At 51.5% G+C, this 13,898-nt stretch carries 10 protein-coding genes; 7 read left to right on the forward strand and 3 right to left on the reverse strand.

What is annotated here, in order from left to right; genetic code table 11:
- The 4 genes from RC85_RS16640 to RC85_RS16655 all read left to right on the forward strand — a co-directional run.
- Window positions 1–201: hypothetical protein (locus tag RC85_RS16640; protein ID WP_238383142.1), on the forward strand; the 201-nt coding region annotated here is incomplete at its 5' end.
- Between the two features lie 419 nt (window positions 202–620).
- Window positions 621–1,415 carry a class I SAM-dependent methyltransferase gene (locus RC85_RS16645; RefSeq protein WP_160148164.1) on the forward strand — a complete coding sequence of 265 codons (795 nt, stop codon included), beginning with the start codon at window positions 621–623 and terminating at the stop codon, window positions 1,413–1,415.
- A 304-nt stretch (window positions 1,416–1,719) separates the two neighbouring features.
- Window positions 1,720–3,021, forward strand: coding sequence for a glycosyltransferase (locus tag RC85_RS16650; protein ID WP_068264866.1), 1,302 nt, complete (start codon window positions 1,720–1,722; stop codon window positions 3,019–3,021).
- Between the two features lie 117 nt (window positions 3,022–3,138).
- Window positions 3,139–4,083: a glycosyltransferase family 2 protein gene (locus RC85_RS16655; RefSeq protein ID WP_084422761.1), complete on the forward strand. Its 945-nt coding sequence runs from the start codon at window positions 3,139–3,141 to the stop codon at window positions 4,081–4,083.
- 381 nt (window positions 4,084–4,464) lie between these two features.
- Here the strand turns inward: RC85_RS16655 and RC85_RS16660 are convergent, their stop codons facing one another.
- A complete protein-coding gene (locus tag RC85_RS16660; protein ID WP_068264868.1) occupies window positions 4,465–5,724 on the reverse strand; it encodes a glycosyltransferase in 1,260 nt (419 codons plus the stop codon).
- Between the two features lie 15 nt (window positions 5,725–5,739).
- Window positions 5,740–6,642: a hypothetical protein gene (locus RC85_RS16665; RefSeq protein WP_068264871.1), complete on the reverse strand. Its 903-nt coding sequence runs from the start codon at window positions 6,640–6,642 to the stop codon at window positions 5,740–5,742.
- A gap of 379 nt (window positions 6,643–7,021) precedes the next feature.
- Here RC85_RS16665 and RC85_RS16670 point away from each other — a divergent pair, with 379 nt between their 5' ends.
- Together RC85_RS16670 and RC85_RS16675 are read left to right on the forward strand one after the other, a co-directional pair.
- Window positions 7,022–7,705 (forward strand): FkbM family methyltransferase, encoded by a 684-nt coding sequence (locus tag RC85_RS16670; RefSeq protein WP_068264873.1) that lies wholly within the window; start codon window positions 7,022–7,024, stop codon window positions 7,703–7,705.
- A gap of 441 nt (window positions 7,706–8,146) precedes the next feature.
- On the forward strand, window positions 8,147–8,764 hold the full coding sequence (locus RC85_RS16675) for an alpha-1,2-fucosyltransferase (RefSeq protein ID WP_160148163.1): 618 nt from the start codon (window positions 8,147–8,149) through the stop codon (window positions 8,762–8,764).
- Between the two features lie 7 nt (window positions 8,765–8,771).
- Here the strand turns inward: RC85_RS16675 and RC85_RS16680 are convergent, their stop codons facing one another.
- Window positions 8,772–9,419, reverse strand: coding sequence for a hypothetical protein (locus RC85_RS16680; protein WP_068264877.1), 648 nt, complete (start codon window positions 9,417–9,419; stop codon window positions 8,772–8,774).
- Between the two features lie 243 nt (window positions 9,420–9,662).
- On the opposite strand from RC85_RS16680, the gene RC85_RS16685 reads away from it, so the two are divergent.
- A complete protein-coding gene (locus RC85_RS16685) occupies window positions 9,663–13,418 on the forward strand; it encodes a DUF4347 domain-containing protein (protein ID WP_084422762.1) in 3,756 nt (1,251 codons plus the stop codon).
- The last annotated feature ends 480 nt before the right edge of the window (window positions 13,419–13,898 follow it).

Below are 13,898 nucleotides of genomic sequence, written 5' to 3' on the forward strand. Positions count from 1 at the left end.
CAGCATAGTAAAGGCGGTCTGACGAGCCTTTCAGCAGCGATGGGTACTGTGCTTTGTCACTGGACACCGCAACGTGTCAGGGAATTGCTTCCGACCGTCAGCACGAAGCAAGTTGACCAATGGGTGACACAAGAACTTGGCAGCACGCTCGCAGCGAAACGCAAACTCGCCTACCAGGAAGCAGCAAACTCATCCGGGTAGCAGTAAAAGCCTTTGCACGACATTTTCATCAGCCCAGGCAAGCCCGGCGGAAGCACTCAACGTCGCGGTGAGAATGAAACCTGCGCAAACGAGAACTGATGCAATCCCAAAGATTTAGCGGTCCAGGCATCGCCCCGCGCGTCGTGCGGCTCCGAACGCGTTGGGCGATGCCCACGCGGCTAAACGAACTAACACGTGTTTTACGGGACCAAAACCCTTCACAGCATGGCACGGCAGGGCTGCAAAATGCCGTAACTCGCTCCACTCGCTACGGCCTACGGAAACGTCTGCCGATACGTGTGCCTGCTGAATTGCTGAATCTCTGTGACAATCTGTTCTTGTGCCAGAAAGATAAAACTGCGAATGTTCCATCGTGCTTTTGGAAAGCACGAAATCTCGCAATCCAAGGACGGAACCCAATGGACAATCACTCACACGAACTCGTTGAATTCAACAATCTGCGGAACCGTTTTCCAGGGATCCTGCAAGCAGTCGATGGTTGGCTAACCGATCGCGAAATCGAATTCTTGGCCGCGGCCGCTGCGTTCCCAACCGCCGATGGCGAGATTTTAGAATTGGGTGCCTTTCATGGAAAGTCCACCATCGTCCTGGCACTCGCGGCAAAACTGAGTGACGGTGCAAAGGTCACCAGCGTTGATCCGCTCGAAGCTGCCGAATTGCACGCCAACCTGCAAGCCGCTGGCGTTGCAGCCGACGTGAGCGCCATCGATGCGTTCTCCTTCGATATGTACGGGTCATGGGACAAACCACTGCGATTGCTGTGGAATGATGGTGCCAACGACATTGCAACCGTTCGCGATGACATTCAAGCGTTCCTGCCGCATTTGGCTGATCGCGGCATCATCGCTTTTCATGACGTGCTCAATCGCAGCGGTGACCGAATTCATAACTTCGTCGATGACATACTTTCGTCTGATCACTTTGGTGCCTGCGGTATTTGCGGCACGATCGGATGGGCTCAGTATCACGCTGACCCAAGCACCACGGCTTCATTAAAGGCCGAACGCTTAGCGTTGAAAGATCTGCTAACGCCGCTTCGCGCTTACCACACATGGCCCCGCGACTTCGGCCGCATGACCAAAATCGCCTACAAGATCAAACGAAGTCGCGTGCCCCACGGTCCCATCAATGTTGCAAAGTGGATCGACCGAGTCGGTGCCGGCGATTTCGCGGCGACGGGTCTGTTGACTTAGGAAGCGTCCTGAAACAATTTCCCGATTTCCCAACCCGAACGCGTAAGCGAGGGATCTTGTTTGACGCGGAAATCCCTCGCTTACGCGTTCGGGTTGGGATTTGGTGGGATCCAAGCTCTTGAAGTTATTTCGGGACAGTTCCTTAGTTGATACTTCAACAGCAATGTTGAACTAATAAAACGACTATTTCAGCAGTCTCCCTATGGCCACGGGCTGGCGCGGAATGCCCGGCCGCTCACGCGTCGCGGCTCACTAAATCAACACGCGGCTGACGCCCAAACGGTCAACAACGGACATCAATGTCATGCGAGTCTCCCACTACAACACCTTCCTGGATGGCGGTGCGGCAACCGCATCGCGAAGGTTGCACAGTGAACTGGTTCGTATGGACGTCGATAGCCAGTATTTTTACTCAGCGAATCAGGGCGAGCCGCTGGACTTGGACGGAACCTATCACGCGGCGACTTGGAATCAGGGCAACGTTGCCAATCGTTTGATCAAGGGCGTCAAGTTTCGCCAGCACCGCCAATCGTTCAAACGAGCATTACGCGGACGATCATCTGGTCACGAAATTTTCACATCGCCCAAGGGTGCCGCGTACACACCGTGGCCGCCGATGTCACACGGCGACGACGATCAAATCATCCACTTGCACTGGATCGACAAGTTCATCGACCAAACCAGTTTTTTTGGTTCGCTCGAACCTCAGCAACCCGTCGTCTGGACGCTGCATGACATGAACGCCTTCACCGGCGGTTGTCATTTCAGCGAAGGCTGCGACCGCTACTTGTCCGGCTGCGGCAATTGCCCCCAACTCCCCAGCCCAGCCGAAAAGGACTTCAGCCACCAATCGTTTCAGGCCAAATCGAAGGCGATCCAAGACATCAACCTGCACATCGCTGCACCGAGTCGCTGGCTAATCGAGACTGCCAAATCAAGCACATTACTTCAGAGTGCAAAGTCCTTCTCGCACATTCCTTACGGCATCAATACGGAAACCTATTACCCGATGGATCGACAGGAAGCCCGCGGCCGGCTGGGCATTGATCCCGACGCGACCGTTGTCTGCTTCGGCGCGATGGACGTCAAAAACATTCGCAAAGGCGGCAAGCAAATGGCCGAAGCCTTCGCGGCGATCGCCGATCTTCCAGAGGTCTTGGGATTAGTCTTTGGCGGCGGAGAACTACCCAAATCATCAAATCCAATGCCACCGATCCACTCCGTCGGTCCCATCGCAGGAACGTTGCAACAGCGGACGGTGTTCAGCGCCGCCGACGTCTTTGTCCTGCCATCGTTAGAAGACAATCTTCCGCTGACAGGTTTAGAAGCCATGGCCTGCGGAACCCCCATCGTCGCCTTCAACGCCGGCGGAATCCCCGACTACGTCCGCCCCGGAATCTCAGGATCACTAGCAAAAACAGGATGCAGCGAAGACCTAGCACAAAAACTGGTGCAACTGCTGACCGACCGGCCAACACTTTCAAACCTCGGTCAGAGTGCCCGCGTCATGATCGAAAATGAATACGCGAGCACGCGAGAAGCAAATCGCTATCAGCAGTTGTATCGCGATTTAGTAACGACCAAATCGCGATTCCTTGCAGCATAAAACCGTTTAACCGCGTGCCCAACGGGCCGCGCGGTTGGCGTAGGTGCGGACGCGCGGCCCGTTGGGCACGCGGTTTAACAAAATGGGTACACCCAATTACTTTCGACGGTCCTTTCCATGACGCTACCCCGTTTCGCTATTGTTACACCTTCCTATAACCAGGCCGAATTTCTGGAGCAAACGATCAGGAGCGTGCTCCACCAGGAAGGTCGCGGCACTGAATTCGAGATTGACTACGCCGTCATCGACGGCGGCAGCACTGACGGTTCCGCCGAAGTGATTCGGAAGTACGAATCGGAACTCACGTTTTGGTGCAGCGAAAAAGACCGCGGACAAACCCACGCGATCAACAAAGGATTCGAGCAAGTCAGCGGCGACATCCACGCCTACATCAACAGCGACGACTACTACTTACCGGGCGCATTCCAGAAGGTGGCGAAAGCCGTCGCCGAAAACCCAGACGACGATCTATTCCACGGGACTTGTCAGAAAGTGGATGCAGAGGGGCGTGTCTTCAAGACGCAGCGTGCACAGATCGAACGCTTAGACCAACATTTGAACCTTTGGGATTACTGGCTTCGTCCAAAAGAGAACTGGAACTTCATCCAACCCGAAGTGTTCTGGACGAGCCGACTTTCCAAAAAGATTGGCAACTTCGATGAATCGCTTTTTTACACCATGGACTACAACTATTGGCTGCGAGGATTTGATGCGGGTATGACGGTCCGGTTCATTGACGCCGAATTGGCAGCGTTCCGGGTCCACGAGGCACAAAAGACAACTCAGCGTGATGCGAGCATTCGAGAATTGATTTCAAACGTCGAACCCTACGTTGCAGATCACGACTCACGAATTGAACCCGCGACAAGAGCCTACATACTTCGCCAGATTCAATTGACGCTCTGTCAAATTACGAACGCAGACGCTCGCCCTCGCCAACAAATAGCGGCTCTCACCGAACTCGCAGCGTCGCAGCCGAAACTGCTGCAATCGAAACACTTCTGGAAGCAATTCCGGCGCAGCGGCCGAAGAATGTTCCTGCCAAACCGGTCTGCGGCCTGAGCCGAGCTTCGGTCCAGATCGCTCAGGCAGAGCATGCTTTTATAAGACGATAATGTTTTTGTGAGCCGCTGGCCGTGAGGCCTCGGGGTGCAGGTAAGCTAATCGGATGGAGGCCCTAAAGTAGGCCGTAGCGAGCGAAGCGAGTTACGGCAGGGCTGCAAAATGCCTTAACTCGCTCCACTCGCTACGGCCTACAAAAACGTCTTCCGATTAGCGTGCCTGCACCCAGTCCTCGGACCTGGTTGCGTTAGGTTTCAGTTTGGATCGAAGCGATTTCGTCGTGGATAATGGCCCGGCCGCTTACGCGATCACGGCTCACTCAACAGTTTGAAAAACTGAATTGCGATTGACGGTGCGATCACGGCAAGAGTCGCCCAACAGTCAGGCAGCGTTTTCGGAAGCCAGATGCGATTTCACCGCACGTTGGTAAAGCTCTTCATGCTGAATAGCGATCAGCTCAGGTGAATGCTGCTTGAGTGCTAACTCGCGACCGGCGACGCCCATCGAATGCCGAAGTGCTTCATCTTCGTAGAGACGCACCATTTGCTCGAGCAAACGTCCCGGTGATCTTGGCGGAGTCAGGAGTCCCGTTTGCCCGTCTATCACCATTTCAGGAATTCCGCCAACGGATGTTCCGATTACGGGTGTTTGACACGCCAGAGCCTCCAGCGCGGTTTGACCGAACGCCTCTTCGATCGATGGAAACACAAAAACATCCATCGCTGAATAGATTGGTGATTGCTCTATACCGCCGGAAGGTTGCCCTTGATGGAGCCATGGAATTGGCAAACGACTAAGCATCGCCTTCGATGGCGGATGCCCAAAGCTAAGTAAAGACGTGTGCTGTTGAATTGATGTTGGCAATCTCTCGATCGCACTCAAAAGATCGGCGAAACCTTTACGACGGTTACCCATCGCCGCACATGCGAATCCAATGACAAACTGATCTTCAGCGATCCCTAGCTGTTTTTTACTGGCCTGTTTGTCCAAAGGCTGGTAATCGTCCACCGGCAAAGGCAAGTAGATCGTTTGCACCTTGGCATGTTTGGGCAGCACCGTCGTCGTGAGTGATTGCTCGCTATTCCACCGGCTATTCCCAACAAGGGAAAGGTCCAAGTTCGACAGCGCCTCTCGCTTAATTTCTCGACACTCGTACTCCAAATCCAGCATACCGGTCGCTGCATCGACATCACCCTGATAGTGAAAACCACCCAGGTACGGATTCTGATCGTGCAGTGTCCAAACGACGGGAATTTGAACCTGTTCAAAGAATGACTGGTAATCAATAACGTCACCGGTCCAATGAACATGCAATACATCCGCACCATTCAGAACTGGTGTCAGATCAAAATCACGAAGTGCGGCGGGAGGCGAAAATGCTTCGTAGCTTGCGTTATCACGAGAAGCCAAATCAATCCGATGCTGCCAACTCGATGGGCTAGGCCACCACTTAGACTTGGTGCGACTCCATTTGCCGGGCCGGATTTCGCTCAAATGAGTGACACCTTCAACAGTTGAACTTTCACCATGACAGGTCGCAAAGACATGACTGTCCAAACCACGCCCACGAAGTCCCTCATGAATCCGACGCAACGCGCTCGCACCACCATGCATGAACGCCGTTAGGTGTGCGACTCGCATCAGTCTTTCCTCAGATTAGGCAGCACGCTTAAATCGACGGTACCAACGTTTTTTCTGGCTTTGTTGCCAAGGTCCCGAATAAAGCAATTCGTCAGTGTAGCGATCTGCTTCCGTGTGCCGATATAGCTCATCTTCATGAACGATTTCGTTCATCGGAAAAGTAGGTAGCTCAGCGTAAGGCATCTTTTGATTCGTGTGGGTGCCTCCACCATCGAATCCAATGTTGCTGACTAGATTTGCATCGGGAAGCACCGTCAAACCGTTCTGTAACCAGCATGCCAAAGTCCATGGAAACGCCCACGAATCTACTTGTTTTTCCTGCACGTAATCATACATTTTGATCCAGTAATCCAGCTCTCGCTCCGACTCGCAGAAGTGTTTCAATTGGTTGGTTTCACGAATTTCAGGCCATCGTGAAATACTTAAATCAAAATGCTTCCACGCTCTTCGCCAGGTCGCCCATCCCCAGCAATGGGGATACTTCGAGAAGTAGTAGCTGGCATCCGTTCGCGAGATACCTTGCTGGTAATTATTACCACTGACGCCCATAATCCGTGTGTCATCACGATACCGATCAAGCAATGTCTCACAGTAGGCAAAGAATGTCGGTTCCGGGATGCAATCATCCTCTAGTGTGATCACGGTTTCATGATTCGATAGCACCTCAGTGATCGCGGAGCTTATGCGTCGCCCGCAGCCCATATTCTCAGTCGCGTAGAGACGATGAACATCGCATGGCCAGTCAATCGCCTCAGTTACAGCACGTGCCTGTTCCGTCTTTTCTCGTTCGCCGTCACGATCTAACCTCGCCGCATCTGCTGCGATGTAGAGCACAGGCGGAGCCAGCGAGCGAATGCGTTCAAAGGACCGCTCGGTATGATCAGGACGATTAAAAATGATGTAAAGTAGGGGCGTCATCTTGTTGCCTCAAAAACGAGAACATTGCGTATTTCAATGGATCTAGGCCCAAGACTCATCGAACAAGTGACCTATGTTCTCCATTGAGCTTCGGATCCGATGAGTCAGCGAATTCTTCTCCAATCGAATGGTCTTTTCCCAACATTCTTGGCCTACTTGCTGGGGGGGTCCAGTTGGAAGTTCTGGTCTTTAGACCGTACCAAAAGAATCCTATCCCAAGCAATATCGACGTCCGCGAATCCTCGAATACAGCATTTGCTTATCCATTGACTCCGCTGGCAAGATTCCCGTATCTAGACTCCAAGACCCTAGCTCGCGGCGATAAACAGACTGCGCGAGAGATTTAGGATGAACGTACACCGATCTATTTGGAGCCGCGATGATTATCGATATGCGAAAAGAACTACGCCGATTTGGTATCAAACCCGATCATGTGCTCCATGTAGGAGCGCACGAAGGCCAAGAAGATGGCACCTATCGCAAAATGAACGCGACACCCATTTACGTCGAAGCCAACCCCGAAGTATTTGCAAGACTGCGTGAAAACTTGCCAGAGCGGGAATGTCATCTGGTAGCGATCTCCGATCACGAAGGTACAGCGGAACTGCACGTAACGTCGATGGATCAAAGCAGTTCGCTGCTATCGCTAGCTAAACACTCCGAAATCTATCCGGATATCGTGGAAACCAAAACTGTCCAAGTTCGATGCACGACAATCGATAAATTGCTGGAAGGACGAACTGAGTCGTTCGATGTGCTTAGCCTGGACATTCAGGGCGCGGAACTAATGGCGCTCAAGGGAGCCGCCAACCTTCTAAGCCAAGTGTCGTGCATCATGACCGAAGTCAATCGCGACGAACTTTACGCTGGCTGCGCTCGAATGGAAGAGATTGACGAATTTTTGGCTCAACATGATTTCAAGCGTGTTCGTGAAGCATTTCCTTATCACGAATCATGGGGCGATGCCCTGTATGTGAAAAATCACATCGAAGAACTAAAGGGTTGGCCTCAGAGATTGCTACAAATCTTTCAACCCACGGCGGCCAAGGCCAAAGCTGCCTAACGCTCACTAAATTCGGCAAACTCGGCACTGGATTCGATCAAGAGGAAAGCTATCTTCAAGAGTCTCAAGCAGCGATTAAGAATCATCTCTTTCGCGACTGCTGCAAAGTGTTTTAGTAGAACATTGAATGTTCGCTCAGAACCATCAAAGGTTCTGATCATCGCGGACTGCTATGGCCGACTTGCAAATCGCTTGACCGTGCTCGCGAATGTCCTTGCCTGCGCGATTGAACAAAATTTTGTCGTCGTGGATATCGCAATGCGACGGGCGTTATCAGGCGACCACCTACGCTCTGAACACCATCTTGCTAACGCGTTAGTCTTCAATGACAGGAAGAGTTGCCGCCACTGGATCAACAGACTTTCAATTCGGATTTGGGTACGGTACCAAAAGGAAGTCGAGCGAATCTCACACCGGCAATCACCAGCACGGGTTGCCGGGTTGTCTATCTTGCGAGGCGATGGGGACGTCCGAATCGATCTCACCACGCTTAGTGAATCGCATCCCGATGACACCTGCGTCGCATTGACCGGCATCTTCTTGGAGACCACTAAGCCCAGCGATGTGATCTTAAATCAGATTCGCGAACTGTTGCGTCCACAGGATCGTGACGAAGCATTCGTCAAAGGGATCATTGAGGCTTTTGCCCCTCATACGACGATCGTTGGCGTTCACGTCCGACACGGTGACTATCGAACTTGGAAAGACGGAATTTTTTATCACCCGTTTGAAGAATATGTGCAATCGATGGAACGGATGCTGGACGCGCTTCCTGGCGAAACGATATTCTTAATTGTGTCTGATGAAGAACAAGACATGTCGTTGTGTCCAAGTTCACTTAACGCCCATCGGATTCGTGGCAGTGAAATGCAAGACTTATTATTGCTTTCTCATTGCGACTACATCATCGCCACGCATTCGAGCTTCGCAAATTGGGCATCGTTCTTTGGTCGGGTTCCGATCCTTACCATGCGGGATGCGATGAAATCGAACGCCATCGATCCCAAGTCATTGAACATGGTTGAATTTCCGCGACTAACTGGTGACTACTTGGTTTAACCGGATGTTAGCTGGTGACTTTGTCGCGTAGTCGGCGGAGCATGTTCGGCTTAGCCACTTTCTGCTCCTTAGCCGATTCAGTGATTTGCCGCTGCATGAAATCGCGGTACTCGGCCTGGATTGAATTTGGGGTGATGGCTAGGACGTCATCATGACAAAGGCAGTCCCAACCATCGGGAAGAGCCCGAGTGATCTCTAACAACGTTGGCCAGTTTTCGCGACGATGAGGGCTTGGCGGCGGAGCCAGAAATAGCCTCGCATCGTCGATCAGGACTACGTGATTTCGCTCACTGGCAAAAACGATCTCGAGCTCTTCCAGCAGCGGGCACTCATCATCTTGGCCATAGGTCACACCGCCGCTCCAGTGAGCATCAAGCCAGTAAATCATGTTGTCGTTTTTAGAAACGATGGTAGGCAAGTGTTGTCTAGAATCGCCCTGCAACATCGTGATGTTAGAAATCCCACTCAAATTCTGTTCGGCAATGCGGTACATCTCTGGTGAGTTCTCGATGGTGAAAACTTGGTCAAAACACCCTGCAGCCCATTTCGCCGTTCCCCCCTGGTAGGTTCCGCCTTCCACCAGCGTGGTCAGTCCCATCGCATCGCGAAGATACAAGATCGACTCCTTGGGAGCACCAAATTGAACCGTTCCCATCGTAAAATCCCTTAACTGAGCTGTTGAATAAGTCCACGCTGCCTCTTTTTGACTCCGCAACTGTACCGAGACTCTACTTTGAATGGCAACATCGTTCCGCTAACAGGTCGTTGCGAACCAGACGACCCGCACAACCCGAAGGATGGCTACACAAACCACAAAAACTATTTCTCGCAAATTTGCCCTTATCCTTCCCGGAACTAAACTGGTGAACAAAATTCAGTTACCTCGCTTGGTTCTCACATGTTTCGTCGCTCGAAGTCACCGATCAATTCATCCGCATCTCGCCGTTCTCGCCAGTGGCTTTCCACGCAGTTGGAGCCTCGGTTGATGCTGGCAGCCGATGCCGGAGCAGCCGTCAGCCACGCCGATACGGCATCAATTGCAATGGATGCTGCAGCAACCAATGCTACAAAGGACGTGAGCACCCAGCACCTAGTAATCATCGACGCTGGTATTGAAGATGCGAGCGAGTTGATGAAGTCGGTTCCGGCTGACGCAGAAATCTTACTTGTGAATGGAAATGAGAATGGCGTTGATCAAATTACTGCTGCAATTGCATCCCATCAGGGATTGAAATCAATTCATTTGCTGAGTCATGGTACCGAAGGACAACTGAACATCGGAAACCAGAAACTTTCAAGCGAAAATCTTGAGGCCTATCGTGGTCAGATTCAATCTTGGCAGAACTCGGTTGCCGATGGTGGAGACCTAGTGATCTACGGTTGCGATGTTGCTAGCGGAAACAAAGGTGCTTCTTTCATCGCGAAATTTGCTGAGATGGCGAAGCTGGATATCGCTGCATCAACCGATCGGACAGGCCAGTCAACGTCTCTTCATACGGCTGATTGGGATCTGGAATATCGGACTGGTCAAATTGAAACGGCTTACTTGCTGACTTCAGATCGCCTGCAAAATTTCGCGGGGCAATTGGCTATCGAAATCTTTGCTGCTGGATCAACTGGTAATGAATTGATGGAACTTGAAGTCAATGGCCAGATCGTTGACACGTGGTTTGTGCTTGGTACCGATGCAGAAAACGATCAGTTCTATCCCTATGTCGTCGATATCGATGGTGTAGATGTTGATGACATTCGAATCAACTTCGTCAACGATCTTTATGATCCAGCAAATGGTATTGATCGAAACTTACGGGTCGATCGAATTGTCGTTGACGGCACGACTTTTCAAACCGAGGCACCCTCGGTTTTTGGAACTGGGATTTGGGACGGGCAAGCCATTTCATCTGGTAATCTGCGATCCGAATACCTCAACTCGAATGGGTACTTTCAGTTTTCTGATAATGGGGGGACCCCCGGTGGCGCCAACGGATCGCTGATTGAAGTCTCACTTCGCGGTCAATCCGGAGGCGAATCCGCTCAGTTGATTGTGGATGGTTCGGTTCTTCAAACTTTCAATGACTTATCGACCAACACAAACATCTTCTCTGTGCAAGCTGATGGTGATGTGACGGCCGACCGCGTCCGAATTGCCTTCACTAACGACCAATACACGCCGGGTGGATTCGATCGAAATTTAGAAGTTGATTTCATTCGAATTGACGGTCAAACTTTTGAAACCGAAGCTCCCACAACTTTTTCAACAGGCACTTGGTTGCAAGCGGATGGAGTTCAGCCAGGATTTCGGCAAAGCGAAGTTCTTCATACCAACGGGTACTTTCAATACCTAGCATCAACGAACCCAGGCGGAGGAGGTGACGCAGGCAGTTTCTCGTTAGTGACCAGCCAGATTACAACAGTCGAAGGGCAAGGCGCGATCACGCTAGAGGTTCAACGCGTCGGCGGAAGCGACGGAGCAGCATCCATCGATTTCTTGACAGCTTCAGGCACGGCAATCGAGGGTCAGGACTTTGAACAGAACAGCGGTCGGCTATTCTTTGGCGATGGTGAGACATCAAAACAATTCACCGTCAACATTTTGGATGATGGAAATTCTGAATCGACTGAGAACTTTACGGTTCGTATCGATAATCCAATCGGCGCAGATTTGTTGGCACCACGCACCTCGATCGTTACGGTGCTTGACGATGATTCAGGTCTTCCAAGATTCGCGTCGTTCGATTCTTCCGACGGCTTAACGCTAAACGGTTCCGCATCGATTAGGGGGAATCAGTTAGAACTCACGAGTACTGCAACGCGACAAGCCGGAACCGCTTTCTTCAACTCTCCCATTCCACTTTCCGGAAACACTTCGTTTCAGTCCTCCTTCACCTTTCAAATGGGCGGTGGTCGCGGCAGTGCGGGCGCTGACGGAATGACGTTCTTGTTGCATAACTCATCCCAGGGTCTAAATGCACTCGGACGTCCTGGTGGTTTCTTAGCTTATGACAACATTCTGCAAAGCGTTGCCATTGAATTCGACAACTACAACAATGGCGGCGACATCGCCGCCAACACCGTGGCGGTGGTCATCAATGGTGATACTCGTAATGCATTCTCCGAAGTCGTCTCACCGTTCGATCTTAATAACAACACGCTCTACCACGCTTGGGTTGAATACAACGGAGACACCAATTCGCTGGCCGTGTTTGTTTCTGCGACGGAAGAAAAGCCTCTTTTTGCGGTCCTCAAAACTGAGATTGATTTAGACGCCATCGTAGGTAATCAAGCGTACGTAGGATTCTCTGCGGGTAATTTCGACATGACGAATTACCACCGCGTTGGAAGCTGGAACTTTTCACTAGACCGGCCCACCAGCGATCCTGAAGTCAATCCTTCCGGCGATATCGTGGAACAAGACCTAATCACCGGACTGGATCAGCCGCTCGCGGTCGATTTCTCTCAAGATGGAAGGAATCTCTACATTGCAGAAAAGGCCGGTGTGATCAAAGTTGCACGAGATGGTTCTAGTAACGCAAACGTTGTGCTTGACATTTCAGACAAGGTCAACAACGTCCAAGATCGGGGACTGATCGACTTTGCATTGGATCCAAACTTTCAATCCAATGGGTATATCTATTTGCTTTACACCTACGATCCGCCAGAAGTGTTTGACAATGTAGGAAACGCCAATGCGGGTCCCGACGGTCGCGGAAACCGGGCCGGGCGGTTGTCTCGATACACCCTCGACGCGTCAACTGGATTTACGACGGTCGTGGGAGGCAGCGAAGAGATTCTGTTAGGCAAGAATAGCACCTGGGACAACTTCAACGCATTCGTTGATAGCACGGTCGATCTGAACGAACCGCAAGCTGGGCGTGCAAATGGTCAATACATCGACGACTTTATCGCAAGCGATAGTCGCTCGCACACCGTCGGAAGCCTTGCCTTTGCGAGCGATGGCAACTTGTTCGTTTCGATTGGTGATGGGGCGAGCTTCAATCAAGTGGACACGCGTGCGTTAAGAGTGCAAAGCTTCTTTAGCTTGTCCGGAAAGGTGCTGCGGATTGACCCTTCCACCGGACAAGGTGTCTCTGACAATCCGTTCTACGATGGTGACCCCAATTCAAATCGCTCAAAGATCTATCAGCTTGGACTTCGCAATCCGTGGCGGTTAACGCTTGACCAACAAACAGATCGACTCTTCATCGGCGAAACTGGCCTAGGAAGTTTCGAGGAGATCAATACCGGTGGTGCCGGGACCAATTTTGGCTGGCCTTACTATGAAGGAGGGCAAGGATTCAACAGTCCGACGCCTGGGTACAGTAACCTTCCCCAAGCTCAAAATTTCTACCAGAACGGGAGTGCAAAACCCGCCACAATCGCCCTAGCACACCAAGGTGGTTCTGACGCGATTGTGCTTGGCGACATTGTTTACAATTCCGACCTGGGCTTAAAGTACGAGGGCGACTTGTTTTACAACGACCTGTACCGAGGCGTGATCCGACATGCCAATGTCGGCCCCAATGGTCAACTAACCGGTGTTGAAGTCTTTACGACCGGGGCGCAGTTTGTGACAGATATCCAGCAAGGAGCCGACGGTTCACTCTACTACGCAAATTTGGTCGAGGGCACTGTCGGCAGGTGGCAAATTGTTTGATTCATCAAGTCTACCTTCATTTGGGCAAGCGGGTGGAAACTCGGTTTTGAAATCAAAAGACACAGCGATCTAACCTGCCACCGCTTGTTCGATCTTGTTCTATCCATCGACCACTCGAACGACTTGAGTGTTTGAAAGCCCCGCGCATGGCAGAGACTTCGACCTTGTGTGTTTTTGTGCTCTTTTGTGGCTAGCAATCTTTCTTCTTGCCGTACGCTCAGTGGTTTGAGACCGAGGGGTCACCTCGTTTGGTTTGTCGGTGTTTTGCTAGCCACAAGGGGCACACGTAGCACAAAGAATATGAATGCGCCAAACAAGAGCCCTAACAACGCGGGTTCTGATCAGTTGTCAAACAACTAAATCGCAAACCCATAATCTTTAGATGCATTCAAGCAAATTATTGCAACCGATCAGTATTGAATAGCATTGACTTCCCGCACGCTGGGTCGATACAAGACCAGGAAAGATTGTGGGCATTGG

The sequence above is a fragment of the Rubripirellula obstinata genome (genome assembly GCF_001642955.1).
GTDB classification, from domain to species: Bacteria; Planctomycetota; Planctomycetia; order Pirellulales; family Pirellulaceae; genus Rubripirellula; species Rubripirellula obstinata.